Genomic DNA, 26,494 nt, shown 5'->3' on the forward strand with positions numbered 1-26,494 from the left:
ACAGCATCGGCGCGCCTTTCAGCCTGCCCGTGCGCGTCGGAGGTGCGTACCCGCCGTCCCGTTCAGCAGGACGAGCGCGGTCGTCAGGCCGCGGCGGCGAGATGGCGGCGCAAGTAATCCGCGGTGATCGACCGCCGGTCTGCCACGAGGTCGGCGGGGGTCCCCGCGAAAACGATCTCGCCGCCGTGCTTGCCGCCGTCGGGTCCCAGGTCGACGACCCAGTCGGCCCGTTTCACCACCTCGAGGTCGTGCTCGATGACGATCACCGTGTTGCCGCCGTCCACCAGCCGGTCCAGCAGCGCCATCAGGGTGTCCACGTCGGCCATGTGCAGTCCGGTGGTCGGTTCGTCCAGTACGTACACCCCGCCGCGGCGGTGCAGGTGATCGGCGAGCTTCAGGCGCTGGCGTTCGCCGCCGGACAGCGAGCTGAGGGAACGGCCGAGGGTGAGGTACCCGAGCCCGACGTCGCGCAGTGCCCGCAGCGGCGTCAGGATGCGGTCGCGCCCGCGCCAGAAGTCGATGGCTTCGGAGGCGGTCATGTCGAGCACGTCGGCGATCGACGCACCGCGCACCGTGTAACCGAGCACCTCGGGGCGATACCGTCTGCCGTGGCAGGCCCGGCACACCGTGGTCACCGGATCCATGTACGCGAGATCGGTGAAAATGATTCCCGCGCCGCCACATTTGGCGCAGGCGCCGGCGGAATTGAAGCTGAACGACCCGGGCTTCACCCCGTGCGCCGCCGCGAACAGCGCACGCAGCCGGTCCATGATGCCGAGATACGTCGCGGGGCTGGACCGCCGCGACCCGCCGATCGCCGACTGGTCGACCGCCACCGCGTCCGGGTGCGCGGCCAGGAACGCGCCCGAGACGAGCGTGCTCTTGCCCGATCCGGCCACGCCCGTGACGGCGGTCAGCACGCCGACCGGAAAGCGCGCGGTCACGTTCTTCAGGTTGTACCGATCGGCCCCGGTCACCGTCAGCCAGCCCGCGGGCGTGCGCGGGTCGTCCTTGACCGGCCGCGTCCGGCGCAGCCGCTCCCCAGTGAGCGTCCCGGAGGTGCGCAGCTTCTCGACAGTGCCCTGGAACACGACCGTGCCGCCGTCGCCGCCCGCCCCGGGACCCATGTCGACCACGTGGTCGGCGACCGCGATGACGTCCGGCGAGTGCTCGACCACGAGCACCGAATTGCCCTTGTCCCGCAACTGGATCAGCAGATCGTTCAACCGGTGCACGTCGCGCGGGTGCATGCCGACGCTCGGTTCGTCGAAGATGTAGGTCATGCCGGTGAGGCTCGACCCGAGGTGGCGGACGACCTTGAGCCGCTGCGCCTCGCCGCCGGACAGCGTGGCGGTCTCGCGGTCGAGGGACAGGTAGCCGAGGCCGACATCCTCGACGCGACGCAGCCGGGCGATCGCCGCGCTCGCGATGGGCGCGGCCACCGGATCGTCGATCGCCGCGAGCACGTCGACGAGATCCGTCACCTCCATCCGGCCGTAGTCCGCGATGCCGAGCCCGTCGATGCGGCTCGCCAGCGCGGCTTCGTTCAGTCGCGCCCCGCCGCAGGACGGGCAGACCTGTTCGCCGACCACCGCCAGCGCCGCCGCGCGGTTCTTCTCCGACAGCGCGCTGAGGTCGCGTTTGATGTAGAGCCGGTCGAAGCGTTCCAGCAGGCCCTCGTAGGCGTTGTGTCCCATCGAACCGGTCTTGTTCAGCCGCGGCACGCGAAAGCCGTTGCCGCGCAGGAACAGCTCCCACTCCTCGGCGGTGAAGTCGCGCAGCGGCTTGTCCGGGTCGAAGAGGCCGGATTCGGCGTAGATCTGCCACTGGAAGGTGCCGATCGCGAACGGGGCGAACCGGATCGCGCCCTCGTTCAACGATTTCCCGGTGTCGAGCAGCTTGTCCAGATCCGGCCGCACCACATGACCGAGCCCGCCGCACTCCGGGCACATGCCCTCCGGGTCGTTGAACGAATACCGGCTCGCCTCACCGGCGCTCGGCACGCCGTGCCGGGAGAACAGCACGCGGATGATCGAGTGGATGTCGGTCATGGTGCCGACGGTGGAGCGGGAATTGCCGCCGATCGGTTTCTGGTCCACCACCACCGCGGGCGCGAGATTGTCGATGACGTCGGCGTCGGGGCGCTCGTATTTCGGCAGTCGATTCCGGATGAACCAGGTGAAGGTCTCGTTGAGCTGGCGCTGCGACTCCACCGCGACGGTGCCGAACACCACCGACGATTTCCCGGAACCGGATACCCCGGTGAAGACGACGATCTTGCCCTTGGGAATACGGAGGGTGACGTCGCGCAGGTTGTGCACCCTGGCGCCGACGATCTCCATGGTCTCTGCGTTCACCGGCGCCACGGTAGGCGGCAATGAGGACGGTTCCGGTCCTCATTGCGGGTCATACTGAGGACGTGCCCGACGGCCTGCGCCATGCCGCGTTCGGCGGGGTGGCGGGCAGCGAGGAGTCCGCGGCGCGGGCGTACCTCGACCTCCCGTTCGAAGTCCGCGACCCACCCGAGATGGCCGTCCACCTGCGCACCCTCGCCGCCAAACTCCTCCGCGCCGCGGGCGATCCGGCGGAGCTTCCGGCTTCGAGACGAAAAGCCGCCGACCGCAACAACTTCCGTGGGCGTCAGAGCGCGGGGTGGAAGTCGATGTCGCGGTGTGTGCCGGGCGGGCGTTGTTCGGCGAGGGGATAGAGCCAGCGGACGCAGGCGCGGATCGGTTCCAGGTCGGGGAGTTCGATGGGGTGGCCGTCGTCGTCGAAGATCATGCCCAGCAAGTGGTATCGGCCGTCGGGGAGACCGAGGGAGGCGGACTGGTCGGCGGACAGGTCGACCCGGGCGACACTGTGGCGCGTCACCCGGAGCGCTTCGACGGCGGCGGGTCGCACGGTGGTGTCGAGCGCGGTGACGACGGCGCGGAAGCGACATCCGCGCAGCCGCCACAGTTCCCACCCACCGTCACCCGGCCCGGCCGCGCGCGCGGGCAACCGATGGGGCACTTCGACTATATAGAGTTCCCCGATTCGGATATCCCGGGCACGCACCTCTCCAGCTTGCCACCGGTTCCCGGGCCCATAACGCCTTGTTTGCTCAGTTGACCTCGTTCTTCATCTGTGCCGTGATGATGCGCTGATAGCCGGAGCCGAAGAGGCGGGGGAGCAGGTCGATGACGCGGGCGTCGGCGCCGACGAGGATCTTGGCCTTGTCCTTTCGGATGCCGCGCAGGATGATCTTCGCGGCATCCTCGGCGGTGGTCTTGGCGAGCCGGTCGAAGTTGGCGGCGAGTGCGTCGCGGTCGCGCTCGCCGCCGGCGCGAGCCTTCCAGGCGATCTCGGTCTTCACCATGCCGGGGTGCACGCTGCTCACCCCGACCGGATGCCCGGCGATCTTCATCTCCTGGCGCAGCGCGTCGGTGAAGCCGCGGATGCCGAATTTCGTCGCGTTGTATGCGCCTTGGCTCGGGCAGGCGGCCAAGCCGAACATGCTGGAGACATTGGCGATGTGCCCGTCACCGGAGGCGATCACCTGCGGCAGGAACGCCTTGGTGCCGTGCATGACGCCCCAGAAGTTGATGTTCACGATCCATTCGAAGTCCTCCCAGGTGAGTTCCTCGACGGTGGCCGTCAGCGAGACGCCCGCGTTGTTGACCAGCAGGTTGGCCGGGCCGAACGCAGCGCGCACCTCCTCCGCGTGCGCGTAGAACGCGGCGCGGTCGGTGACGTCGAGCCGGAAGGCGCGCGCCGTCGCGCCCTCCTTCTCGCACAGCGCGGCGGTTTCGCTCACATTGGTCAGGTCGCGGCCGGACAACGCGAGACGCGCACCGCTGCGCGCCAATTCGAGCGCGAGCGCCCGCCCGATGCCGGCCCCGGCGCCGGTGATGACGGCGACCTTGTCCTGGAAGTTCTTCACAGCAGTTGTCCTCGTGTCATTTGGTCGTGAAGCCGCCGTCGGCGACGAATTCCGCGCCGGTGCAATACGCCGACTCGTCGGAGATCAGGAACAGCACCACGTTGGCCAGTTCCTCGGGCGTGGCGGCGCGGGCCAGCGGCTGGTCGTGCACCATCGAGTGGGAACGATCCGAGGCGGCGGTCATCTCGGTGGCCACGACGCCGGGATGCACCGAGTTGACCCGGATTCCATCCGCGCCGAACTCCTGCGCCGCGGCCTTGCTCATGCCGCGCACCGCCCATTTGGACGCGACGTAGCCGAGGATGTTGGAGAAGGCGATGATGCCGCCGATGGAGGAGATGTTCACGATCGAGCCACCGCCCGCCCTGCGCATCGACGGCACAACGGCTTTCATGCCGAGGAACACGCCGACCTGGTTGACGTCGATCACCTTGCGGTAGTCCGCTTCGGCGAGTTTCTCGATCGGGTCGACGTGCACGATGCCCGCGTTGTTGACCAGGCCGGATACCGGACCGAAGGCGCGCTCGGCCTCGGCGACCACCGACTGCCAAGCGTTTTCGTCGGTCACGTCCAGCGGCAGGAACAGCGCCCGCTCGCCCAATTCGGCGGCGACCGCCTTGCCCTCGTCGGCGAGCACGTCGGTGATCACCACCGACGCGCCCTGGCTCGTGAGCTTGCGCGCGAACGCCGCGCCCATGCCCCGCGCGCCGCCGGTCACGATGACCGTCTTACCGGTAACTCTGTCCATGTCCTGTCCTTTCACACTCGGCCCCTTCACGCCTCGGCCTGGTCGAGATCGGCGAGGTGGTTGGCGGCGATGTAGCCGAACACCATGGCCGGGCCGATGGTCGCGCCAGCGCCCGCGTAGCTGTTGCCCATCACGGCGGCCGAATTGTTGCCCGCCGCATACAGTCCCGCGATCGGCGCGCCGTCGGCGCACAGCACCCTGGAGTGCTCGTCGGTGACCAGGCCGCCCTTGGTGCCGAGATCGCCGGGCACCATCTCCACGGCGTAGAAGGGCGGCTTCTCGATCGGCGCCAGACACGGGTTCGGCGTCACGGTGGGGTCGCCGTAGTAGCGGTCGTAGGCCGATTCGCCGCGGTGGAAGTCCTCGTCGCGTCCGGCCAGCGCGAAGCCGTTGAACCGCTGGACGGTGGCGCTGAGCGCGTCGGCCGGTACGCCGATCTTCTCGGCGAGTTCGGCGAGGGTGTCGGCCTTCTTGATGATGCCCGCGTCGAAGTACTTCTGCGGGATGGGCTGCTTCGGGAAGGTGCCGAGGAACAGGTACCGGTCGCGGAAGCGCTGGTCCATGATGAAATGCGCAGGCACGTGGCCGATTCCGGATTCGTGCCGCTCGTACATGGTGTGCACCACGTCGACGTAGCTGGCCGATTCGTTGGTGAACCGCAGGCCCGCGTCGTTGACCATGATGGCGCCGGGCTGCGAGCGTTCGGCCAGGCAGAAGAACGGCGGGCCGTCGGGGTTGCGCACCGAAGGGCCCCACCACGCGTCGTCCATGAGATCGAGCGCGGCGCCGATCTCTTCGCCTGCGCGGATACCGTCGCCGACGTTCTCGGTGGCGCCGACGGTCCACTCCGTGCTCACCGGCTCGGCGAAGAACTGCTTACGCATCTCCAGGTTGTGCTCGAAGCCACCCGCGGCGAGCACAACGCCGCGCCGGGCCCGCAGCACGATCGGCGCGCCGTCGCGTTCGGCGCGCACGCCGACCACCGAGCCGTCCTCGGTGATCAGCTCGGTGAGCGGCGTGTTCAGCCACACCGGCACCCCCGCCTCGCGCAGCGCCAGCCAGAGCCGGGCGACGAGCGCCTTGCCGAGGCTGAGCGGCAGGCGGCCGCGCAGTTTGTTCGCGACCGCCTTGGCGCCGACCTTCATCGCCGTGCGCTTGCCCTTCCAGGTGCGCGCGATCATGTTCAGATCGTGGAAATCGCTGACGGTGAAGGCGATTCCCTTCGGGCCGGACATCGTCGGCTGGTTGATCAGCGCCAGGTCGTCGCCGAGCAGGCGGCCGTCGACGATGGCGGGCTCGATGCTGCGTCCCTCGGCCAGACCGCCGGGCAGTTCCGGGTGGTAGTCGGAGTAGCCTCGGTCGTAGACGAATTCCAGGTGCGGGGTGCGGCTGCTCAGGTATGTCATCATGCGCGGGCCGTTGTCCAGGAACGCGTCCTGCTTGGCCTGCGGAACCCGGTCGCCCACCACGGATTTCAGGTAGACGCGGGCCAGGTCGGGGCTGTCCGGCACGCCTTCGCGCACCAGTACGGGATTGTTCGGGATCCACACGCCGCCGCCGGAGCGCGCGGTCGAGCCGCCGAAGCTGCGGCTCTTCTCGATCAGCACTACCGACAGACCGCGGTAGGCGGCGGTCAGCGCGGCGGTCATGCCCGCCGCGCCGGAACCGACGACCACCACGTCGTAGGCGGCCTCGGTGGCCTTCTGCTCAGACATCGGTCTGCCTTTCTCGTTCAGTAGCCCGCGCCGGTGAGCATGCCGCCGTCGACGACGACCTCGGTGCCGGTGCAGTAGCCCGCGGCGTCGGAGGCCAGGAAGACCACCGCCTCGGTGACCTCCTCCGGCCTGCCCCAGCGCGGGATCGGCAGTCCGGCGAAGAACTTGTCGCCGTCCACGCCGGAGGACGCGTTGGCGGTCATCGGCGTTGCGATGCCGCCGGGGTGTACGGAATTCACCCTGATGCCCGCCTTGCCCAGCTCGCGGGAGGCCGACTTGGTGATGCCGCGCAGCGCGAATTTGCTTGCACTGTAAGCGGAAAGCCCCGCCGCCCCGATGAATCCCTCGACCGAGGAGATGTTGACGATGGAGCCGCCGCCCGCCGCGGTGAGCGCCGGGGCCGCGGTCTTGATGCCCAGCCAGGTGCCGGTCACGTTGACGTTCATGATGGTGCTGAAATCGGCCAGGCTCATGTCCGCGATGCTCTGGAAGCGGAGGATGCCGGCGTTGTTCACCAGCACGTCGAGCTTGCCGAACGTCTCGACCGCGGCGGTGACCGCCGCGGTCCAGTCGGCTTCGCTGGTCACGTCGTGGTGCACGTAGTGGGCGGCCGCGCCGAGCTCGGCCGCGAGCTGCGCGCCCTGCTCGTCGAGCACATCGCCGAACACCACCCGCGCGCCTTCGGCGACGAAGCGGCGCACGTGTTCGGCGCCCATACCGCGCGCGCCACCGGTGATCAGCGCGACCTTGTCTTCGAGTCGACCCACTGCGGTCCTTCCTTTCTGCTGCCTCGCTTCGAAGCTAGGACCCGGGCATCGGCGCGGTCGTGCGCAGTCTCATCCAGCGAGACATGCACCTGACCTCAACGGCAGCATCGGAAATATTCCTAATAGGCATATTGAGAAGTGGAGGCAATGCATGAAATTCTCGATGATCTTCGAGGCGCAGATGACCGACCCGTCGGCCGAGCACGAACGGCAGGTGCTGCGCGACTGCGTCGAGCAGGCCGTGCTGGCCGAGGAGATGGGCTTCGACACCGTCTGGGCCGTGGAGCATCACGGGTTGAAGTGGTACGCGCACATGAGCGCCCCGGAGATCTTCCTCACCTGGGTGGCCGCGCGCACCGAACGTATCAGGATCGGCCACGGCGTGGTCTGCATGCCGTTCAACTTCAACCACCCGGTGCGCGCCGCCGAACGCGCCGCCATGCTCGACGTGCTTTCCAACGGCCGGGTGAACCTGGGCGCGGGCCGCGGCGCGACCCCGCAGGAGACCTCCATGTGCGGCGTCGACCCCGACCGCACCTACCAGGAGGTCGAGGAGTCGCTGCGCATCATCGGCAAGGCGTGGCAGGACCCCGAGGGCGAATTCGAATGGCACGGTGAACTGCTCGACATCGACCCGCACCCGATGCTGCCGCGACCGATCCAGCTGCCGCACCCGCCGCTGTTCATGGCGTGCACCAAGAAGGACACCCTGAAGCTGGCCGCCGACTACGGAATCGGCGCGCTCGTGCTCGGTTTCGCAGGCGTCGAGGAGATCGCCGAGCTGCGCCGCACCTACGACCAGGCCATCGCGGAGCGCACCGGCGAGAAGTTCGTCTCGACCGTCGTCAACGATCACTTCGCGGCGCTCTGCCCGACCATCGTGCTCGAGGATCGCGAGAAGGCCCAGCAGATCGGCGCGCGCGGCCAGCGGTTCTTCGCCCAGTCGATCAAGCACTGGTACGGCGCGGGCCCGGTGCCGGACGAGGCCGTCGACCCGAACGCCGACGAGATGGCCGCCCTCGCGCAGGCCGCCGACGACCATGTGGCCTACCTGCACGAGGCCAAGATTCCGGTGAAGGCGGGCGCCACCTCGGTGTTCAACGCCGAACACGCCTACGGCGCGCCGGAGGACGCCATCGCCTACGTGGAACGGCTGAAGGAGGCGGGCGCGGACGAGATCCTGTGCCTGATCCAGATGGGCACTGTGCCGCAGGAAGCGTGCCTGGAGACCATCCGGCACTGGGGCGAGACGGTGATTCCGCACTTCCGAGCGAGCGCAGCGAGCCGGAACGGACATTACAGCAGGAAGAACGAGGCGTGAGATGACCTCTCTCGATGGCAAAGTCGCGATCATCACGGGCGCGGCCCGCGGGCAGGGCGAGGCCGAGGCGCGGCTTTTCGTCGAGCTCGGCGCGCGCGTGGTGATCACCGACGTGCTGGCCGACGAAGGCGAGGCGGTAGCCGAATCCCTCGGCGACGCGGCGCGTTTCGTGACGCACGACGTGAGCAGCGAAGCCGAGTGGGCGGCGGCGGTGCGGACCGCCGAACGCGAGTTCGGCCGCCTCGACGCGCTGGTGAACAACGCCGCGATCTACACCGCCAAGGCGCTGACCGACACGAGTGCCGAAGAGCTGGAACGGATTCTGCGGGTCAACCTGGTCGGCTCATTCCTCGGCATCAAGGCCGTGGCCGGTCCGCTGGCCGCGGCGGGCGGCGGGTCCATCGTGAACATCTCCTCGCAGGCAGGCCTGCAAGGTCTGATGGGGCATGCCGCCTACGGCGCGTCCAAATGGGGACTTCGCGGACTGACGAAGACCGCGGCGCTCGAGCTCGGTCCCGCTGGCATCCGGGTGAACTCGGTGCATCCGGGACCGATCCACACGCCGATGATCGGTCACCTCGGATTGAGCACGGGCCCTGGGAGTTTCCCCGCGCTGCCGCTCGGGCGCGTCGGGCTGCCCGGCGAGGTCGCCGATCTGGTCGCCTTCCTCGCCTCGGACGCCTCGGCGTTCGTCACCGGCGCGGAGCTCGCCATCGACGGCGGACTGTCCGCCGGGCAGTTCATCCCGCCCGGCGCGCAGCTGCCGGGCGCGGAGTGAGGGGCGGATCGTGCCGTTGAAACCCGAAGCCCGCGCCATCGTGGAGCTGGCCTCGGCCTCCTTCCCGAAGCTCGGCACCGAGGTACTCGACGCCGCCGAGGCCCGTCGTCTGCTGGCGGCGCGGCCCGCGGCGGCGGTCGAACCGATCCCGGTCGGCCGGGTCGAAGAGCGGACGGTGCCGGGACCGGACGGAGCGCGGGAGGTGCCGGTGCGGATGTACTGGCCCGCCGACGCCGGGCCCGGCCTGCCGGTGGTGGTCTTCTGCCACGGTGGCGGATTCACCATTTGCAGCCTGGACAGCCACGACCAGTTCTGCCGGACGATGACGAACGGCATCGGCGCGATCGTGGTCTCTGTCGACTACCGCCAGGCTCCCGAACACCGGTTCCCCGCGGCTGCACAGGATGCCTACGCGGTGGTGCGCTGGGTCGCGGACCACGCCACGGAGTTCGGCGGCGATCCCGCGCGAATGGCGGTGGCGGGGGACAGTTCCGGCGGCAATCTGGCCGCCGTGACGGCGTTGATGTCCCGGGACCGCGGCGGCCCGGCACTCGCGCATCAACTCCTGATCTACCCGATGCTGGATCCGGCCTGCGACACCGCCTCGTACCGGGACAACGCCGACGGGTACTTCACCACGGCCGCGCACCTGCGGTGGTATTGGGAGCAGTACCTGGGTCCTGACGGCGACGGCGACAACCCCTACGCCGCGCCGCCGCGCGCGGCCGATCTGGCCGGACTGCCGCCCGCCCACGTCCTCACCGCCGAGTTCGATCCGCTGCGCGACGAGGGAGAGGCATACGCCGCCCGCTTGCTCGCGGCGGGTGTTCCCACCGAAATGGTTCGCTACGACGGGGAATTCCACGGTTTCGTGAGCATGGCCGATCACCTTCCGGACGCCGAAGTGGCTGCCGCCGCGGCATTTTCGGCCGTCCGCCGCGCCTTCGGGAGTGACGAATGAGCATCGACCGGATCGGCACGATCCTGCCCACCGGCGACCTGCCCGGCACCGTCGCGCTGCTCACCGCGCTGTTCGGTGTCGCACCCACCTTCGTGGACGGCGATCGGTGGGCGCAGTTCGACGTCGGGCCGTCGCGAATCATGGTCGCGGGGTCCGACCGGGAAGGGGACGCGGCCGCGCTGTCGGTCAAGGTCGCCGATCTCGACGCCGCCGTGGCCGCGCTGCGCGGCGCGGGCGTCGCACTCGCGGACCCGGTCACCGGACCGCACGAGCGCCGCGCCGCGCTCGAAGCGACGCCGGGCACGCCGTGGTCGGTCGTGCTGTACGAACCTCATGATTCCGCAAAGATTTCGGATCGATAGCCCGCGGGAACATCTTCGTCGTGAAATCGGGCGAATCGGACGCGCCGCGTTGATATCGTCGCACGATGTCCGACACGCGGGACCCTCGGCTCGACGAGGAGTCGCCTGATCAGCGGCAGCGCCCGCCGCTCGACACGCTCGAGGTGGACGACGCCGAGCGGCCCGCTCGCGAACTGAGCGGGTGGCCGGAGCGGGTGGTCGCGGCCGTGGCGTTCGCGGTCGCGATTCTCGCGGTGTGGCAGGTTTTCCGGCCGCTGCCGCAGGGGAGTCAGTACTACCTGGTGGTGTTCCTCGCGGGCACGCTGCCGCTGGTGTTCCTCGCCTACCGCTCGGGCCTGCGGCTGCTCGACCGGTCCTCCGGTCCAGGTGCGCTGGACTGGGGGCTGGCGGCGCTGGCGCTGGTGGTCTGTCTGTATCCGGTGCTGCCGTTCGACATCGGTTCCGGCGGAGGCGGATACGACGCGTTCCTGGATCGGCAGGGCTTGCTCGACCCCGTGGACGTCGCCATGGGCACGGTGCTGCTCGTGCTGGTGCTGGAGGCATGTCGCCGGACCACCGGATGGGTGCTTCCCGTCGTATGCCTGGCGTTCCTCGCCTACGGCTACTACGGCGGGCTGCTGCCGCAGCAGTGGACCATCGCGCACTCGGGGCTGGACTTCGGGCAGATCGTCGACGCGCTGTACAACTCGGGCAGCGGCTTCTACGGCACCCCGCTCGACGTCGCGGCCACCTATATCGTGCTGTTCACCCTGTACGGCGCGGTGCTCGAATTCTCTGGCGCAGCACAGTTCTTCGTCGATCTGTCGGTGGCCGCGTTCCGCCGTTCGCGCGGTGCCGCCGGGCGCACGGCGGTGGCCTCCGGCTTCCTGCTCGGCACGGTGTCCGGCTCGGGCACCGCCACGGCGGTGAGCGTCGGCGCGGTGACCTGGCCGATCCTGCGGCGGGCGGGATATCCCCCGGAGCAGGCGGGCGGCATGCTGGCCGCGGCGGGCGTCGGCGCGATCCTGTCGCCGCCCACGCTCGGCGCGGCGGCCTTCATCGTCGCCGAGTACCTCGAGGTCTCCTACGTGACCGTGCTCGGCTGGGCACTGATCCCGACCGTGCTGTACTACCTGGGCATCCTGCTCGCCGTGGAGATCGATGCCAGGCGGCTCGGCACGCGTCCGGTGGAAATCGGCGGCGCGTCGGCGTGGAAACTGCTGGCCCGCTTCGGCTACCACTTCCTGTCGCTGATCGTGATCGTGGTGCTGCTGCTCCTCGACGTCAGCGCCACGCGGGCCGTCGTCTACGCCACCGCGCTGGCCTTCGTCCTGTCGTTCCTGGACGCGCGCACCCGCGGCCTCGCTCGCTCTCCGCGTGCGATCTTCCACGCGCTCGGCGACGGCGTCCGTTCCGCGCTTCCCGTGGTCGCGGTGTGCACGGCGGCGGGCGTGATCACCGCGATGACCACCAAGACCGGGCTCGGCGCCCAATTGGCCGCGCTGCTGGTGCGATTCGCCTCGGCACTGTCGGACAACCAGACCGTGGTGCTCGCCTGCACGGTGGTCTTCGCCGCCGTCGCCCTGGCTCTGCTCGGTCTCGCCGTGCCGGTCACCGCCTCGTTCATCATCGGCTGGGCGATCATCGGGCCCGCGCTGCTCGCCCTGGACGTGCCCGCGCCCGCCGCGGCCATGTTCGTCTTCTACTACTCGGTGCTCTCCGAGGTCACCCCGCCGACCGCGCTGGCCGCGGTCGGCGCGTCGGCCGTCACCGGCGGCCGCACGGTGCCGACCATGTGGCAGGCGCTGAAGTACGCGCTGCCCGCGTTCCTGGTGCCGATCGTGTTCGTGCTCACCGAATCCGGCGAACACCTGCTCGGCACCGGCCCCGCCCTCGACGTGCTGTGGACGAGCGTCGTGGCCTGCCTCGGCGTCGCCGCACTCGCCGCCGCCAGCGGCGGCTGGCTCCTGGGAATCGGCCGGACACCAACACCCGCGCGCGTGCTCGCCGGGGCGGGCGGACTGGCGCTGCTGTACCTGGAACCCGCCGCGCTGGTCATTGGGCTCGCCGCGCTAGCGGCCGCCGCCGGGTACACGATGCTCTCCCGAAGGAGGACGAAGTGAGAAGAGTCGCAACGATTGTCGCCGTCGCCACCGTGACGGCCGGACTGCTGGCCGGCTGCGGTGGCCGCCAGGACGCACCACGCACCGACGCGGGCGGCGCGGTGACCTGCGAGGTGACGCGGGACTCGCGCGTCGGCATCGCGACCGGCAACGCCACCGGCGTGTACTTCGCGCTCGGCAACGCCTACGCCGAGCAGGTCGCGCAGGCCACCGGAGGCACGGTGAAGGCCACCGCGGCGGAGACCGGCGCGTCGGTGCAGAACATCCAGCAGCTGGTGGCGGGCACCTATCAGGTGGCGTTCTCGCTGGCCGACACCGCCGCCGACGCGGTGCTCGGCACGGGCAGTTTCGACGGCAATAAGCAACCGGTGCAGGCGCTTTCGCGGCTCTATCCGAACTACACCCAGGTGATCGTGCGTACCGGGGCGAACATCTCCTCGGTCGCGGACCTGCGTGGCAAGCGCGTCTCCACCGGATCGCCGAAGTCGGGCACCGAGGTCATCGCACACCGGGTGCTCACCGCCGCGGGTCTCGACCCCGAGCGCGACATCTCCGCGCAGCGGCTCGATCTCACCAAGACCGTCGACGGCATGAAGGACGGCTCCATCGACGCCATGTTCTTCTCCGGCGGCCTGCCCACCCCCGGCATCACCGACCTGTTCACCTCGGCCCGCGACAAGGTCCGCTTCCTCGACATCGCCGACCTCGCCCCGCGCCTGCGCACGGTGAACCCGGTATACGAGCCGGGCACGATCCCCGCCGCCACCTACGGACTGCCCGCCGACGCGGCGACCATCGTCGTCCCGAACGTGCTGCTGGTCCGCGACGATCTCGACGCGGACCTGGCGTGCGTGCTCACCAAGACGCTGTTCGATCGCAAATCGCAACTGGAACAGGCGAATTCGGCCGCCAAGGGGATCAGCCGGGACACCGCGCGCGAGACCGCGCCGGTGCCACTGCATCGCGGTGCGGAGCACGCGCTCACGAACTGAGCGCTCGCACAGTCCGGACGTTCACTGCGCCGCGATAGCCGCCGTCAGCGCTCGTGCGGTGGTCAGCGTCGCGGCGATGTAGTCGTCGCGTTCCGGTTTGGACGTGCTGGTCCGCAGCGGACCGAGCTGCACTTCGAAGGAGGCCGATCCGTTCGCGTCGAACACCGGCGCGGCGAGATAGCTCAGCGGCAGGTCGGCGTCGGAGTCCAGCTCGCTCCTGGTGAACGGGCGCGCGGTGAGCGCGGCCAGCTGGCGCAGCGCCCGCGCGCGCAGATTCGGTTGCAGCAGTTCGCTGCCCGCCGCCGCGAGCAGATCGGCGAGCAGGTCGACCAGCCCGGCGTCGTCGGCGCGCGGGCGGAACAGGGCGACGCCGCGCTCGCGCACCAGCGTGAGCAAGGTGCTCGCGGTGCGGCGGTCCGGCTCGGCGGTGGTGCCCAGCCAGGTGTTCTGCTCGGCCGCCGAACGCCACGGCATGACGGCCGCGCCCGCGGGGAATTGCAGCGGAATGCGGTGGCCGACCGGTATGCCGGGCACCGTGCGGTCCTGGCCGTGCCGGACGTCGAGAACGGTGAGGTGATCGGGCTCGATGCGGCTGAGCGTCGCGCCGCAGCCGGTCTTCGCGGTCAACCCGGTGAGGAGATCGCCGACCCCGCGCGGCAGCCGGGCGGTGGTGAGCGCCACGAGAGCGGGTCCGACGCGGTAGCCGCGCTCCGGCACGCGCACCACCCAGGCCGCGGCGTCGAGCTCGGCGAGCACGGCGGTGGCCGTGGCCCTCGCGATGCCGAGGCGTTCGGCGATTGTCGCGACCGGCAGTGGCTCGTTGGCTGTTGCCAGCAACGACACGATCTCGACTACGCGGCGGGTCGGCGGAGACGGCGAACGGCGCGCGTCGTCGTCGGGGACGAGTTCGGTGGGCTGCATCGGTCATTCCCTTGTGCCGGTGGGGTCGTCGACTTACGATGACGAATATAAGTCATTGAGTGTCGAATATTCGACACCAGATCGGAGCGCGGATGATTCTCGATCGGTTTCGCATCGACGGACAGGTCGCCGTCGTCACCGGCGCAGGACGCGGGCTGGGCAGGGCGATCGCCCTCGCGTTCGCCGAGGCCGGTGCGGACGTGCTCGTCGCGGCCAGGACCAAGGGCCAGTTGGACGAGGTCGCCGAACAGATCGCGGCGGTCGGCAGGCGAGCCCACGTGGTGCCCGCCGATCTGAGCGACGCCGACGCGGCCGCGAGCTTGGCCGCCACGGCGGTGGACCGGTTCGGCAGGCTCGACATCGTCGTCAACAATGTCGGCGGCGCGCTGCCGTGCCCGCTGCTGGACACCACGCCCGAGGCGATGGCCGAGGCGTTCGCGTTCAACGTCGGCAATGCGCACGCCTTGGTGCGCGCCGCGGTGCCGCACATCCTGGAAACGGCGGCCGGCGGTTCGATTCTCAACATCACCTCGACCATGGGCCGGTTGCCGGGACGCGCCTTCGCCGCCTACGGAACCGCGAAAGCCGCACTCGCGCACTACACCCGGCTGGCCGCGCTGGACCTGAATCCGCGCATCCGGGTCAACGCCATCGCGCCGGGCTCGATCCTCACCTCGTCGCTCGAGGTGGTCGCGGCGAACGACGCCATGCGCACCCAGTTGGAGACCAAGACGCCGCTGCACCGCATCGGCGAACCGGAGGACATCGCCGCCGCCGCGCTCTACCTGGTGTCCCCGGCGGGCAAGTACCTCACCGGCAAGGTGCTCGAGCCCGACGGCGGACTCATCAGCCCCAACCTCGACCTCCCGATCCCGGATCTGTGACATGACCTATCGCGTAGTGCAATGGGGCACAGGCAATGTCGGCCACCACGCGTTGGCGGGCATCATCGCCAACCCCGACCTGGAACTGACCGGCGTGTGGGTCTCCGGCGCGAAAGCCGGGACGGACGCGGGCACTCTCGCCGGGCTCGACCGTTCCGTCGGCGTCGCCGCCACCAACGACGTCGACGCGCTTCTCGCCGACCGGCCCGACTGCGTCGTCTACTGCTCGATGACCGACAACCGGCTGCCCGAGGCCATCGAGGACCTGCGGATGCTGCTCGCGGCGGGCGTCAACGTGGTCGCGTGCGCGCCGGTGTTCTTCCAGTACCCGTACGGCGTGCTCCCGGACGAGCTGCTGAAGCCGGTGCAAGAGGCTGCGGCGCAAGGAGATTCGTCGCTCTGGGTGAACGGCATCGATCCCGGTTTCGCCAACGACCTGCTGCCGCTGGCGCTCGCGGGCACCTGTCTGCGCATCGATCAGCTGCGATGCATGGAGATCGTCGACTACGCCAGCTACGACAACCGCGCGGTCATGGTCGACATCATGGGCTTCGGCAAACCGCTGGACGAGACGCCGATGCTGTTGCAGCCCGGCGTGCTCTCGCTGGCGTGGGGGAGCGTGGTGCGCCAGCTCGCCGCGGGCATCGGGGCCACGCTGGACGCCGTCACCGAGACCTACGAGCGCGTCCCCGCACCCGAATCCTTCGACATCGCCACCGGCCACATCGCCGAAGGCACAGCCGCCGCACTGCGTTTCGAGGTGCGCGGCATGGTCGGCGACCGGGTCGTCACGGTGCTGGAACACGTCACCCGCCTGCGCCCAGACCTTTGCCCGGACTGGCCCCAGCCCGCCCACCCCGAAGGTTCCTACCGGGTGGAGCTCACCGGCGACCCGTGCTACGCCATGGATTTGGTGACCTCCAGCCCGCGCGGCGACCACAACTACGCGACGTTGCTGGCGACCGCCATGCGGATCGTGAACGCGGTGCCCGCGGTGGTTTCGGCCCCGGCCGGGGTATTGACCGCCCTGGACTTGCCGTTGATCACCGCGCCGGCGACGAGGTCCTGATCGACGGCGCTCGTGGCCCGACGTTTTCGCGCTCGTTTCACCTGCCGAGGGCGTGCGCGAACTCGTTGGCGACGGCGTTCATTCTGACTCGTCGTAACCCTTCACGGCGAATGCCGGGCAGCGGTGCCTCGAGTCGCGGCTTGGATCACGGCGGTGGCGAACGTTCGCGGGCTCTCCAGCGGAACGAAATGCCCCGCGTCCTCGACGTGCTGGACCCGCAGGTCGGCGAAGTAATCAGTCAGCCGATCGGCCCAACTCGTCGGGAACAACGCGTCATTCTCCGGCCAGAGCACAGTGGTAGGCACGGTGATGCGCTGGGCGGGCTCAGGCGCGCGTTCGGCGGCGATGCGGGCGACTCCTCCCGCACCGACCCGATACCAGGCCAGGGATGCCGTGAATGCACCCGGCTGGGAGTACACCGAGACGAGATGATCGAGATGATCTTCGGCAAGGACGAAGTCGGGTCCGGACCAGTGCGACCAGAAGTGGCGCAGAAAGGCGCGTACGGCGTCGGGCTTGCCGTCGATGAGTTCATCGGCAAGCCGGAGTTGGTTGAACGACACGTACCAGAACTCTCGTTGCGCTTCGGCCGAGAGGATCCGTTCACCGATGCCAGGCAACGGCGGGGTCAGCACCAGTTCACGTATCGAATCCGGCCGCCGGCGCGCCACCGCGAGCGCGATCCTGCTGCCGATGTCATGCCCGCCGAGGACTGGCCGGTCCAGCTTCAGCTCCTCGATGAGTCCGATGACGCTGCGCGCTTGCGCGTCGGCGCTGTACTGCGTCGAAGAGGCCTCGAGGTGTTTGTCGGATGCGCCGAAGCCGCGCAGGTCCGGCACGACGACGTCGTGCATCGGCAAGAGCGGGACCACGTCGCGGTATTCGGTCCTGTCGCTCGGCCATCCGTGCAGCAGAACCACCGGGGTTCCAGCCCCGATTCGGTCGTACGCCAGCCGGAACCCGTCGATCGCCGACGTCCGTTCGACGTGCTGACTATTCGGGCGAGTAGACACTCGATTTCCCCATTTCCACGAGCAGAGCAGGACTCGCACCGCTGTCGGTCATTCGTGTGAGACGCCGGCCGAGGCCCTGATCAGGACGAGGGGCGGCGTCGCAAAGGGTATCGGAGCAGGTGGACTCGAGCTGCGAGAAATGGAGACTGCAAGCGACAGTGCGAGATTGTCTGCGGTTCAATGGGTTTCACATCAGCTGTCACTGCTGATCTGCTGAGCCGGTCGATCGATTCCGAGATCGTTCAGCAGTTGTCGGTCGAAATCTGGATGCAGTGCCGGTCTGACTGGATGCCGGGCGCTACTGGAGACCGAGGGCGCAAGTGAGATAGGTGGTCCACCAGCTGAGCTGGGGGCCGGGGGAGGTGGCTTTCCGGCTGGTGAGGCCGGCGCTCCGGCGGAAAGCCGGACCATACAAAGATTCGGTAGCAAGGGCTTGATGGAGGGCGGCAACGGCGAGCCGGGTGTCGTCGATCGGGGTGTCGGCCGGGTCGGGCCGCAGGGCGTGAAGGGCCTCGACGACCGGGTTGAGCATCCCGGATCCCTCATCCCGCCACCCGGCGGCGTGTAGCGCGACGCCTAGCTCGCCGTAACCCTGACGGTAGAACTTCGCCAAGACGTCGACCAGTTCGGCGAGATCGGCGCCGCGGTCGAGCCAGGCACTCAGCACCTCCTGCACTCCGGCGTGGATCTTCTTGCCGCCGTGACGCAGCAGAGCTTCCAACAGGCCTTCACGCGTGCCGAAGTGATGGTTGACCCCCGCATCGGTCATGCCGACGCGGGTGGCGACCGCTCGGACCTGGACCGCGGCAACGCCACCCTCGACCAGGAGACTCTCGGCCGCGTCCAGGATCAGGCGTCGCGCCTCGTCAGGCGTGCGGCGCACACGCGAACGTGTCATGCGGGCAATTTTACCTTGACTGGCCAAGGCGGGCTCACTACGCTCTTACTTTGAGAACTCAAGGTAGTGGAGGAATCACCACCATGATCGACCTCACCAATCCCCGGATGCGGCGCCTCACTCGCCCTGATGCAGTCCTGTACGGCGAGGAAGTCGGCGCCGGGCCGACCCTCTTGCTACTTCACGCCGGTGGTGAGCGCCGCCAGGTCTGGCGACCGGTCATCGACGCCCTCGGCGACGCCGGAAACCGATGCGTCGCCTTCGATCAACGCGGTCACGGTGACAGCGGCGGCGAGCTGCGGGCGCTCGCCGGCTGCGCGGACGACGTCGCCGCAATGCTCGATGCCGAGCCACCTGGATGCATAGTCGTCGGCGCGTCGCTGGGCGGACTCGCCGCCATGGCCGCCTTGGGTGATCCGGCGACGCGAGAGCGAGTCGCGGGCCTGGTGCTGGTGGATTGCGTGCCCGACCTCGATCCCCACCGGATTCGCCACTATCTCGCCGATATCGGCATGCTCGGCACATATCCCGAATTCGTCGATGACGCCCTCGCGCACGTGGCCTCGCTGCGGCTGGCCATCGCCGAGTTCGGTCGGCCCGTCCTGCTCGTCCGCGGCGGTGCCGGGTCGCCGGTCACCGACGACGACGTCGACCGGTTGCTGGACTTGGCCCCGCAAACCACAGTGGTGCGCATCCCAGGTGCCGGCCACCTCATCGCTCGCGAGCAACCGGCAGTACTGGCCGAGGCCATCGCCACCATCGCCACCGAATGGCCTGCGCTGGCGCTGCTTCGCCAACTCGGAGCGGGGCAGATCGACCACCCTGGCGGGAAGCTGCTCGACCACCTTCGGCGGGTGAACCAGTTGGTGACGGACTGGAGCGCGAGCCAACGCGTCCGCCTGGCCACGCTCTGTCACGCCGCCTACGGCACCGACGGCTACCCGGACGCACTGCTGCCGCTCGACCAGCGAACCCGCCTGCGGGCCGCGATCGGCGACGAGGCCGAAGTCCTCGTCTACCGCTACGGCGCCTGCGACCGGAGCAAGACCTACCCCCGCCTCGGCGCGCCACAGCTTCCGCTCACCGACCGCTTCACCGGCGAGATCATCACCCTGGCCGCCGCCGACCTCGCCGACTTCGCCGTCCTCACCATCGCCAACGAACTCGACGTCGCCCGCACCGCATCACTCACCCCCGCCACCCGCCGCGCCATCCGAACCCTCATCACCACACTGGCGACCTACGCCCCCGCTGCCGCCGCCCAAGCCCTTGCCGACCCGTCCCTATCCTGAATCCACCGCCCTGCCTGCCCGAGCCCGCCGGGAGCGGGAGAAGAGGACGTCAACACGGCCCGAACACAGGGCGCAGTATCGCCTCCGCGACCAAAGCGGCAGTGCGTGCCAGCGGTGTTGTCCGGCCGGGGCAACAACTCCGATTTCGAGCCTGGATGTCGCCTGGATGCCAGGGGCTACAAGCATTTCGACTCGGCCTGGAGTGGGATGAGCGGGAGGGCTGACCCGCCGCGACGATGCGATCGGCTGCCGGCCGCGCAGGTGGCGAAGCTGAAGCGCTGACCTACGGCCGATAGTCGACCAGGCTGTGCGAGCGCGCCGTGAATGGCAGAAGAGGACCGGATTCCATTGCTATACCTCCATATACACGGCAGCGGCGAAGGTAGTGGCAGGAACTGACGGCTTCCACGCCGATTATCGAGTGTTCGGGTCGCTTCCCACCGCATCGACCCTGCGCCGCAGCAGGCAGAATTCGTTCCCCTCCGGGTCGGCCAGCACGTGCCACGTTTCGGCGCCGGTCTGGCCGATGTCGACCTTTCGCGCACCTGCGGCGAGCAGCCGCTCCAGCTCCGCGTCCTGATCGCGGTCGGTGGGATTCACGTCCAGGTGCAGCGGTAGTTTCCCGCGCTTCGGATCGGTGCTTCGGCTGAACACCAATGTGGGTTGCGGCCCGCCGAAACCGGTTTCGGGCGGGCCGATCTCCAGGGCGTCGCCCTCCCAGCCGAGCTCGACGTAGCCGAGGACTTCGCACCAGAAGTTCCCCAGCAGTTGCGGATCGGCACAGTCGATGACGAGTTCGGTGATCCTGCAGGCCATGCGCTCGACGGTACGCGTGCGGGCCTGTCCCGAGCCCGGAAAATCATCCACATCGGCCGCGATTCGCGCCGCGGAAGCTGGCGCAGCACGAAAATCCTGCAGCTCAGACACTTTGGAGGCGGTCACCTGCCGAGCGTGTGAGCTGTTCGGCGACGGCGCTCATCCCCTCGATGTTCCCGCGTCGCGGCGATCGAGAAACGTGCGGCAACCGGTTCGCGGTGGCTCACGACTCCAATGCGTTCAGCGCGCGGTCCACGTCGGTCTCGTCGTTGTAGAGGTGGAACGCGAACCGCAGCGCCCCCGCCCGCGCCGAGGCGATCACGCCCGCCTGCTCCAGCCTGGGCGCGAGCTCGCCCGCGCCGGGGACCACGACGATCGCCGAACGCCCTGGCACCGGCTCTCGGCCGAGTTCGGCGAGACCGGCGCGGAAGCGGTCGGCCAGATCGAGATTGTGCGCGTTGATCTTCTCGACGGTCAGCTCCTCGATCAAGCTCAGACCAGCCGACGCGGCGACGACGCCGAGCCAGTCCGGAGTCGCGTCGAAGCGGCGGGTGGTCACCGGCAAGGCGCGCGGCTCGTAGAGTTCGGTCCAGCGGTCCTCGGCCGCGTACCAGCTGGGGCCGACCGGGCGCAGCGCGGCGGTGGACTCCGTCGTGGCGGCGAAGAACGCCACGCTGCGCGCGCCGATCAGCCATTTGAAGGTCGCGCAGACCCAGTAGTCGGCGTCGGCGAAGCTCAGCGGCAGCCAGCCCGCCGCCTGGGTGGCGTCGACCAGCAGCCGGGCGTCGTTGGCCTCGGTGGCGGCGCGGAGCTCGGACAGGTCGGTGATCCGGCCGTCCGCCGACTGGACGACGCTCACGGCCACCAGCGCGGTCTCCGGCCGCACCTGCGCCGCCAGCTCAGCCAGCGGAACCACCCGCACCACCAGATCGCCCCGGTGCACGAAAGGGCTGGATACCGAGGCGAATTCGCCCTCCGCGAGGAGCACCTCCGCACCGGGCGGCAGCGCGGCGGCCACCGGACCAACCAGCCCGGCGACGCCGCTGCCGAGTGCGATGTGATCGGCGTGCGCGCCCGCGAGCAGTCTCGCGAACGCCGCGCGCAGCTCGGGCACCAGCGAGTCGTGAGTCATCGGGCCGCCCTTGCCCGCGGCCCAGCTGGCGTTGACCTCGGCCGTCGCGGCGAGCGCCCGATTCGCGGGCAGTCCGTACGAGGCGGTGTTGAGATAGGCGGTCTCGGAACGGAATTCATGGGGCGCTAAGGAGGACATGCTTTGCATCATGCGATCTCGACGGTGATCCGTACAGCGCCAGCGGCCCGAAAGTGGACCTAATCGCGAGGCAGGCGAGCCCCTCCACGTCCTGACCACATCCTCGGCTCATCGCCGGTAGTTGAGAAGCACCTTGCGCCTCCGACCCACATCGGGCCACCTACGCGGGATTCTCCATCAGATGGCACAGCGCGTTGCCCGCAGTGTTGTCGACGGCGACCCGCTGCCCAGCTGTCCGACTGGGTGCAGGCAACGTACGACCTGCCTCCATGACCAGATCCTGGGTTACGTCACCCTGTTACCCGTGGCGGTGAGCATCGGCGCCACATCGGCTCGACCCGTCGGCCTCGGTGAGGAGCGCGGTCTGTCTACCTCGACCCGCCGGGGCCCGCAGCGCTGAGATCAATTGCGGGGCAGTCGAACTCAGTTCATGAAGGCCCCGACGCCGGGCGCCGCACCCAGGGCGACCGGCGATCCGGTCGGCCGCAGCGTCGCCGCGTCCAGGGAGATCACCGAACTCGGCCGACTGCTCGCCCGCACCAGGGGCTGGAGCAGCGATGTCGCGTCGAAGCCCGCGACCGGCGCGATGACCGGACCCGCCTGTGGCCCTAGGCTTCCCACGTAGAGCTTGGCGCCGTCGGCGGTGAAGCCGACCGAGACCGGTGCGTCCACCGGAACCGCGCTCGTCACGCGGTCGGCCGCCACATCGACCACCTGGACGGCATTCGCACCCGGCGTGGCCACCAGAAGCCGATCGCCGTCGGGGCTGAACGCGCCCGACACCGGTGCGCTGCCCGGCGGCAGCGGAATCGCGCCGAGCCGCCGCCAAGACGCCGTATCGATCACCGAGACGTTGTCGCCCAGCGCGTTCATCGCGTAGAGCTTGTGGCCGTCGGGGGAGACCGCGGCGAACGCGGGCACCGAGCCGTCGATCTGAATGCGTTCGCCCAGCTGGAATCCCGACTCGGGGTCGAACACGGCGGCGGTCGAGTCGGCGAACACGGCGTAGAGGCGTTCGCCGTCGGGCGAGATGGCGGCGGCGAGCGCCAGCGACGGCAGCGGCATCGAGCGGACCAGCTTGTTGGACGTGGTGCTCAGCACGTCGATGGACGGGCGGGCGGTGATCACGTAGACGATGTCCCGAACCGGGTCGGTGATCGGTCGCGCCATGCCGTCGGTGCCGCTGATCGGAATTCGGGCGGTAACGCTGTCGGTGGCGCGGTCGATGACAGCTATGTCGTCGGCGCCGGCGAAAGGCGGGTTGAACGTCTGGACGTATAGGTGTTGTCCGTCCCGCGAAGCCGTCACCGCGGACGCCTGCGGTCCGACTCCTTCGACCCGGCCCACGATACGGTCGGCCGCGGTGTCGACCACCAACACCGCGCCCTCGCCCGCGACCGGGATGTAGGCCAGCGGCCCGGTATCGGCGGCTCCGGCGGTCGGCGCGAGCAGCGACAGGGCGACCGCGGCGAGCGCCAACGCGCGCGACGATCGCCGCCGGAACCGGTTTGCCATCGTAGGACCTTTCTGGTGGGTATCCGAACGGACTATTCCGCGTAATCGCCGCCGCCGCAAGCGGTTGCCCCGCTACCGGGCCGTATTGCGGTGTCGATGGGTCGCTTCCGCGCCGGTTCCTCGCGCGGCGGAACCGTTCAGACCTTGTCGGCCCACATGTTGCTGAGCAGCCGGTGACTCGGCGTGTCGGCGAGCGATTGGCTGGATTCGTAGATCCGCCGATAGCCGGTCTCGGTGATGCGCCACTGCCCATCGGCGTCGCGCCGGTACCGGTCGTCGTAGTATCCGGCGCCGCGGATCAGCATGCCGTACTCGGTGGCGATGACGGTGTCCTCGAAGGCCCACGACCCGGTCGCGGTGTCGCCGTCGACGGTGATCTCGGGATGGTTCGCGATGTGCACCGTGAGAATGCCGGGGCCCAGATTCTGGCGCATGAAGTCGGTGATGGCGGCGCGTCCGTCGAGCGCGAGCGGTTCGCCCAGCGCGTGCGTGCCGTAGCGTCCGACCGCGTCGACGGCGAGCGTGTCGGCGAATTCCGCCCAGAGCTTGAGATCGAGGGTTCGGAAGTAGCGGTACTTCAACTGGCGCACGGCTTCGATGGCGGCGAGATCCATTCGCTCAGCCTGGCACGGGGCGGCCCGCTCGACAAGAACGTGTTCTCATTTCGTGTCGCCGGGGTGCGGCGGCGCGGGCGAATGGGTACTCGACGAGCGGGTGCGGAGCGCCCCTCCGCGCCGCCGCCGTGCACAGACCCGTCACGAGGAGGAACCGTGACCGAGACGCCCGTACCAGCCGACCGCCCCGCCGAGCCATCCGTCGACCAGCAGCACGCCCTGCGGACCGCCGCCGCCCGGCTGGTCAAGGAATTCGACGACGTCCCCGAGAACGCCATCGACCAGTTCCTGCACGCCGCCTACGACTACATGGCCGACGACGCCGTCTTCGACAACTTCCTGCCTCTCCTCGCCGAGCGCTACACCCGCGAGTGGCTGCGCGCGTTGGCGGAGGCGGAGACCTCGGCGTAGGTCCGCCGATTTGGTCGCCGGCAGCCCGAAATCCCACCCGGGACACTTGGCGCACCGCAGTGCCGCTTTCCGCGTCGTGCCTGGTTGTCGACGAGATCGACACACCCACCATGCGAGGCGAGGCGGGTGGCCGAACCGATCAGGAATCAAGAAGCGCTGGTCACCGGGCCGCAATTAGCGTTGTCGCCATGAACATCACCACTGATCAGACCGCTATCGACTCCGTCATCCTCGAGGTGGCCGACCCCACCGCTGCCGCGGCTTTCTACGACGCCGCCTTCGGTCTCGGCGACAAGCTGCGTTTCCGCGCCTCTGAGGCGCCGACGACCGGCTTCCGCGGCTTCATTCTGTCGCTCGTGGTGTCTCAGCCGAGCACCGTCGACAGCCTCATCGGCACCGCACTCGGCGCGGGCGCGACGACGCTGAAGCCTGCCAAGAAGAGCTTCTGGGGATACGGGGGCGTCATCCAGGCTCCGGACGGGACGATCTGGAAGATCGCGACGTCGGCGAAGAAGGACACCGGACCGGCCACCCGCGAGGTCGACGATTTCGTGGTGCTCCTCGGGGTCGACAACGTCAAGGCGACCAAGCAGTTCTACGTCGACCATGGCATGGCCGTCGGAAAGAGCTTCGGCAGCAAGTACGTCGAGTTCGACACCCCGCCGTCCTCGGTCAAGCTGGCGCTCTACGGTCGCCGTGCCGCCGCCAAGGACGCCGGCGTCTCACCCGAGGGCGCCGGATCGCACCGGATCGTCATCGCCGGCGGTTTCGGAGCCTTCTCCGACCCGGACGGGTTCGAGTGGGAGGACGCTTCTGCGCGAGCGGGTGGGATCTGACGCCTCGACGCATATGTGGTTTTCGGGTTCTGGGGCGCTGGCCGGTTCGTGGGTGCGGTGTGTGAAGTGGTCAAGGTGATCGCCATGGCGATCGCGATGGCCACGGCGGCGAGGGCGGTGGTGGCAGGCCAGCCGAACCAGCCGACGGCGGCGGCGCCGAAGGCGGTACCCAAGCTGCCGCCGATGAAGTAGACGATCATGTAGGCGCTGTTGAAGCGAGCCGGGGCGGCCGGGTCGATGCCGAGCACCGTGCTCTGGTTCGCTACCTGGGCCGCGAAGAGTCCGGCGTCGAAGAGGCCGAGGCAGATCAGGGTCACGACGGTATTCGACAGAAAGACGCTCAGAGCGGTCGCGGCGGCGATGGCGAGCACGAGCCCGATCGCGATCACTCGCCGCGCGCCGACGCGATCGGTCCACACACCGGAGATCCGGGTGGCGACGACACCGACCAGCCCAGCGAAGGCGTACATGCCGATCCGTTCGGGCGAGTACGAGAACGGCGGCTGCGACAGCGCGACAGGGAGTCCGGCCCAGATCGTGCAGAAGGCGAAGAACCAAAGGGCGCCGCGACCGGCCGCCAGCCGGAGCGTCCGATACCGGGTGTGTAGTCCTGGAATTCCGCGCAGCGTTGCGAGACAACCCACGGTGGAACTTCTCGTTACGGTGGGCAGCGCGAAGCGGGCGGTCACCGCGATAGCCGCGCACGCCACCGCAAAAGCGAAAAGCGTTCCGCGCCAACCGATCAGATCCGCCAGCCACCCTCCTGCGATCCGGCCCGCGAGGATCCCGGCCGAAATGCCCGCGGTCACGATCCCCAAGACCGTGGCCTGCCGCTGCGGTTCGGCGAAACGCCCTGCGACCGAACTCAGTTGGGCGCCGACCGACGACCCCGCGCCGATCAGCCCGACGACGAGGCCGAGCAGCCAGGCGGAACCAGCCACCGAACTCACCGCCAAAGCGACTGCCAGGGCGCCGAACTGGGCCGACACCACCGTGCGCGGTGCGAACCGGTCGACCAACGGTACCAGTAGCGCCAGGCCGGCCAGGTAGCCGAACGGTCCGCACGCCAGAGCCATGCCGACCGCCGCGAGCGAGGCGTGCAGTGAACCGGCCACCTCCCCGATGGCCGGTTGCAGCGGATAGATACTTGCGGTGCCGAACGCGGCCGCGAGCGCCATGAAGCAAACGACGGGCGTTCGCAGTGCGGCGCCCCGGTCGTCCTGAATCGGATCGGTTTTCATTGGACCGACGCTAGGAGCGCTGAACTCGCGCTTCCGGCGGGAAAAG

The 26,494-nt window shown here is 69.2% G+C and carries 24 protein-coding genes and 1 pseudogene; 11 read left to right on the top strand and 14 right to left on the bottom strand.

From position 1 onward, the window contains the following. Window positions 1-83 precede the first annotated feature (83 nt). The 6 genes from NX1_RS05210 to NX1_RS05235 all read right to left on the bottom strand — a co-directional run bounded on the left by NX1_RS05210 (window position 84) and on the right by NX1_RS05235 (window position 7,152). A complete protein-coding gene (locus tag NX1_RS05210) occupies window positions 84-2,342 on the bottom strand; it encodes an ATP-binding cassette domain-containing protein (RefSeq protein WP_068054756.1) in 2,259 nt (752 codons plus the stop codon). A 298-nt stretch (window positions 2,343-2,640) separates the two neighbouring features. Continuing rightward, window positions 2,641-3,012 (bottom strand): hypothetical protein, encoded by a 372-nt coding sequence (locus tag NX1_RS05215; protein WP_157119553.1) that lies wholly within the window; start codon window positions 3,010-3,012, stop codon window positions 2,641-2,643. Between the two features lie 91 nt (window positions 3,013-3,103). Further along, window positions 3,104-3,922 (bottom strand): SDR family NAD(P)-dependent oxidoreductase, encoded by an 819-nt coding sequence (locus tag NX1_RS05220; RefSeq protein ID WP_068054655.1) that lies wholly within the window; start codon window positions 3,920-3,922, stop codon window positions 3,104-3,106. A gap of 16 nt (window positions 3,923-3,938) precedes the next feature. After that, window positions 3,939-4,670, bottom strand: coding sequence for a glucose 1-dehydrogenase (locus NX1_RS05225; protein WP_068054658.1), 732 nt, complete (start codon window positions 4,668-4,670; stop codon window positions 3,939-3,941). Between the two features lie 26 nt (window positions 4,671-4,696). Further along, entirely contained in the window at window positions 4,697-6,385 is a 1,689-nt protein-coding gene (gene kstD, locus NX1_RS05230) for a 3-oxosteroid 1-dehydrogenase (RefSeq protein WP_068054662.1), read from the bottom strand. Between the two features lie 17 nt (window positions 6,386-6,402). Next, window positions 6,403-7,152, bottom strand: coding sequence for a glucose 1-dehydrogenase (locus NX1_RS05235; protein ID WP_068054666.1), 750 nt, complete (start codon window positions 7,150-7,152; stop codon window positions 6,403-6,405). A gap of 151 nt (window positions 7,153-7,303) precedes the next feature. Here NX1_RS05235 and NX1_RS05240 point away from each other — a divergent pair, with 151 nt between their 5' ends. The 6 genes from NX1_RS05240 (at window position 7,304) to NX1_RS05265 (ending at window position 13,668) form a co-directional block, all read left to right on the top strand. Continuing rightward, window positions 7,304-8,473, top strand: coding sequence for an LLM class flavin-dependent oxidoreductase (locus NX1_RS05240; RefSeq protein WP_068054669.1), 1,170 nt, complete (start codon window positions 7,304-7,306; stop codon window positions 8,471-8,473). A 1-nt stretch (window position 8,474) separates the two neighbouring features. Then, window positions 8,475-9,251, top strand: a complete 777-nt coding sequence (locus NX1_RS05245) for a glucose 1-dehydrogenase (RefSeq protein WP_068054673.1) — start codon at window positions 8,475-8,477, stop codon at window positions 9,249-9,251. 10 nt (window positions 9,252-9,261) lie between these two features. Next, a complete protein-coding gene (gene lipP1 / locus NX1_RS05250) occupies window positions 9,262-10,212 on the top strand; it encodes a LipP1 family hormone-sensitive lipase (protein WP_068054676.1) in 951 nt (316 codons plus the stop codon). Further along, window positions 10,209-10,574: a hypothetical protein gene (locus NX1_RS05255; RefSeq protein WP_068054678.1), complete on the top strand. Its 366-nt coding sequence runs from the start codon at window positions 10,209-10,211 to the stop codon at window positions 10,572-10,574. Before lipP1 ends, NX1_RS05255 begins: the two co-directional genes overlap by 4 nt. Before the next feature lie 65 nt (window positions 10,575-10,639). Beyond that, window positions 10,640-12,676 carry a TRAP transporter permease gene (locus tag NX1_RS05260; protein ID WP_084501039.1) on the top strand — a complete coding sequence of 679 codons (2,037 nt, stop codon included), beginning with the start codon at window positions 10,640-10,642 and terminating at the stop codon, window positions 12,674-12,676. Next, window positions 12,673-13,668 carry a TAXI family TRAP transporter solute-binding subunit gene (locus NX1_RS05265; RefSeq protein ID WP_068054681.1) on the top strand — a complete coding sequence of 332 codons (996 nt, stop codon included), beginning with the start codon at window positions 12,673-12,675 and terminating at the stop codon, window positions 13,666-13,668. The genes NX1_RS05260 and NX1_RS05265 overlap by 4 nt, the downstream gene beginning before the upstream one ends. A 21-nt stretch (window positions 13,669-13,689) precedes the next feature. Here the strand turns inward: NX1_RS05265 and NX1_RS05270 are convergent, their stop codons facing one another. Beyond that, window positions 13,690-14,589: a helix-turn-helix domain-containing protein gene (locus NX1_RS05270; RefSeq protein WP_068054684.1), complete on the bottom strand. Its 900-nt coding sequence runs from the start codon at window positions 14,587-14,589 to the stop codon at window positions 13,690-13,692. Between the two features lie 92 nt (window positions 14,590-14,681). On the opposite strand from NX1_RS05270, the gene NX1_RS05275 reads away from it, so the two are divergent. Beyond that, window positions 14,682-15,473, top strand: a complete 792-nt coding sequence (locus NX1_RS05275) for an SDR family oxidoreductase (protein WP_068054687.1) — start codon at window positions 14,682-14,684, stop codon at window positions 15,471-15,473. 1 nt (window position 15,474) lies between these two features. Next, on the top strand, window positions 15,475-16,542 hold the full coding sequence (locus NX1_RS05280; protein WP_068054690.1) for an NAD(P)H-dependent amine dehydrogenase family protein: 1,068 nt from the start codon (window positions 15,475-15,477) through the stop codon (window positions 16,540-16,542). A 101-nt stretch (window positions 16,543-16,643) separates the two neighbouring features. Here the strand turns inward: NX1_RS05280 and NX1_RS05285 are convergent, their stop codons facing one another. After that, window positions 16,644-17,462 (bottom strand): alpha/beta fold hydrolase, encoded by an 819-nt coding sequence (locus NX1_RS05285; protein ID WP_245668331.1) that lies wholly within the window; start codon window positions 17,460-17,462, stop codon window positions 16,644-16,646. Window positions 17,463-17,853: 391 nt separating this feature from the next. After that, window positions 17,854-18,453, bottom strand: coding sequence for a TetR/AcrR family transcriptional regulator (locus NX1_RS05290; RefSeq protein WP_218024061.1), 600 nt, complete (start codon window positions 18,451-18,453; stop codon window positions 17,854-17,856). 83 nt (window positions 18,454-18,536) lie between these two features. Between NX1_RS05290 and NX1_RS35065 the strand changes: the two genes are divergently transcribed. After that, window positions 18,537-19,745, top strand: a complete 1,209-nt coding sequence (locus NX1_RS35065; RefSeq protein WP_218024062.1) for an alpha/beta fold hydrolase — start codon at window positions 18,537-18,539, stop codon at window positions 19,743-19,745. 414 nt (window positions 19,746-20,159) lie between these two features. Here NX1_RS35065 and NX1_RS05300 read toward each other — a convergent pair whose 3' ends face one another. The 4 genes from NX1_RS05300 to NX1_RS05315 all read right to left on the bottom strand — a co-directional run bounded on the left by NX1_RS05300 (window position 20,160) and on the right by NX1_RS05315 (window position 23,960). Beyond that, complete coding sequence (locus tag NX1_RS05300; protein ID WP_068054764.1) at window positions 20,160-20,561, bottom strand: VOC family protein; 402 nt, start codon at window positions 20,559-20,561, stop codon at window positions 20,160-20,162. A 223-nt stretch (window positions 20,562-20,784) separates the two neighbouring features. After that, entirely contained in the window at window positions 20,785-21,831 is a 1,047-nt protein-coding gene (locus NX1_RS05305; protein WP_068054696.1) for an aminotransferase class V-fold PLP-dependent enzyme, read from the bottom strand. A 423-nt stretch (window positions 21,832-22,254) separates the two neighbouring features. Continuing rightward, window positions 22,255-23,346 carry a YncE family protein gene (locus NX1_RS05310; protein ID WP_068054698.1) on the bottom strand — a complete coding sequence of 364 codons (1,092 nt, stop codon included), beginning with the start codon at window positions 23,344-23,346 and terminating at the stop codon, window positions 22,255-22,257. A 137-nt stretch (window positions 23,347-23,483) separates the two neighbouring features. Then, a complete protein-coding gene (locus NX1_RS05315) occupies window positions 23,484-23,960 on the bottom strand; it encodes a nuclear transport factor 2 family protein (RefSeq protein ID WP_068054699.1) in 477 nt (158 codons plus the stop codon). A 156-nt stretch (window positions 23,961-24,116) separates the two neighbouring features. Here NX1_RS05315 and NX1_RS05320 point away from each other — a divergent pair, with 156 nt between their 5' ends. Together NX1_RS05320 and NX1_RS05325 are read left to right on the top strand one after the other, a co-directional pair. Then, window positions 24,117-24,371, top strand: a complete 255-nt coding sequence (locus tag NX1_RS05320; protein ID WP_068054703.1) for a three-helix bundle dimerization domain-containing protein — start codon at window positions 24,117-24,119, stop codon at window positions 24,369-24,371. Window positions 24,372-24,559: 188 nt separating this feature from the next. After that, window positions 24,560-25,207 (top strand): VOC family protein, encoded by a 648-nt coding sequence (locus NX1_RS05325; RefSeq protein ID WP_068054706.1) that lies wholly within the window; start codon window positions 24,560-24,562, stop codon window positions 25,205-25,207. Window positions 25,208-25,245: 38 nt separating this feature from the next. Here NX1_RS05325 and NX1_RS05330 read toward each other — a convergent pair. Beyond that, window positions 25,246-26,448 (bottom strand): annotated as a pseudogene (locus NX1_RS05330) (MFS transporter); the annotation flags it as partial. Window positions 26,449-26,494 lie beyond the last annotated feature (46 nt).

Source organism: Nocardia xishanensis NBRC 101358, assembly GCF_001613365.1.
Classification (GTDB): domain Bacteria; phylum Actinomycetota; class Actinomycetes; order Mycobacteriales; family Mycobacteriaceae; genus Nocardia; species Nocardia xishanensis.

Coding starts and splice junctions, on each gene's coding strand:
- NX1_RS05245 (WP_068054673.1), top strand. CDS start 8,475: ATGACCTCTCTCGATGGCAAAGTCGCGATCATCACGGGCGCGGCCCGC.
- kstD (WP_068054662.1), bottom strand. CDS start 6,385: ATGTCTGAGCAGAAGGCCACCGAGGCCGCCTACGACGTGGTGGTCGTC.
- NX1_RS05305 (WP_068054696.1), bottom strand. CDS start 21,831: ATGTCCTCCTTAGCGCCCCATGAATTCCGTTCCGAGACCGCCTATCTC.
- NX1_RS05225 (WP_068054658.1), bottom strand. CDS start 4,670: ATGGACAGAGTTACCGGTAAGACGGTCATCGTGACCGGCGGCGCGCGG.
- NX1_RS05255 (WP_068054678.1), top strand. CDS start 10,209: ATGAGCATCGACCGGATCGGCACGATCCTGCCCACCGGCGACCTGCCC.
- NX1_RS05280 (WP_068054690.1), top strand. CDS start 15,475: ATGACCTATCGCGTAGTGCAATGGGGCACAGGCAATGTCGGCCACCAC.
- NX1_RS05275 (WP_068054687.1), top strand. CDS start 14,682: ATGATTCTCGATCGGTTTCGCATCGACGGACAGGTCGCCGTCGTCACC.
- NX1_RS05210 (WP_068054756.1), bottom strand. CDS start 2,342: ATGGAGATCGTCGGCGCCAGGGTGCACAACCTGCGCGACGTCACCCTC.
- NX1_RS05325 (WP_068054706.1), top strand. CDS start 24,560: ATGAACATCACCACTGATCAGACCGCTATCGACTCCGTCATCCTCGAG.
- NX1_RS05270 (WP_068054684.1), bottom strand. CDS start 14,589: ATGCAGCCCACCGAACTCGTCCCCGACGACGACGCGCGCCGTTCGCCG.
- NX1_RS05300 (WP_068054764.1), bottom strand. CDS start 20,561: ATGGCCTGCAGGATCACCGAACTCGTCATCGACTGTGCCGATCCGCAA.
- NX1_RS05310 (WP_068054698.1), bottom strand. CDS start 23,346: ATGGCAAACCGGTTCCGGCGGCGATCGTCGCGCGCGTTGGCGCTCGCC.
- NX1_RS05260 (WP_084501039.1), top strand. CDS start 10,640: ATGTCCGACACGCGGGACCCTCGGCTCGACGAGGAGTCGCCTGATCAG.
- NX1_RS05290 (WP_218024061.1), bottom strand. CDS start 18,453: ATGACACGTTCGCGTGTGCGCCGCACGCCTGACGAGGCGCGACGCCTG.
- NX1_RS05240 (WP_068054669.1), top strand. CDS start 7,304: ATGAAATTCTCGATGATCTTCGAGGCGCAGATGACCGACCCGTCGGCC.
- NX1_RS05315 (WP_068054699.1), bottom strand. CDS start 23,960: ATGGATCTCGCCGCCATCGAAGCCGTGCGCCAGTTGAAGTACCGCTAC.
- NX1_RS35065 (WP_218024062.1), top strand. CDS start 18,537: ATGATCGACCTCACCAATCCCCGGATGCGGCGCCTCACTCGCCCTGAT.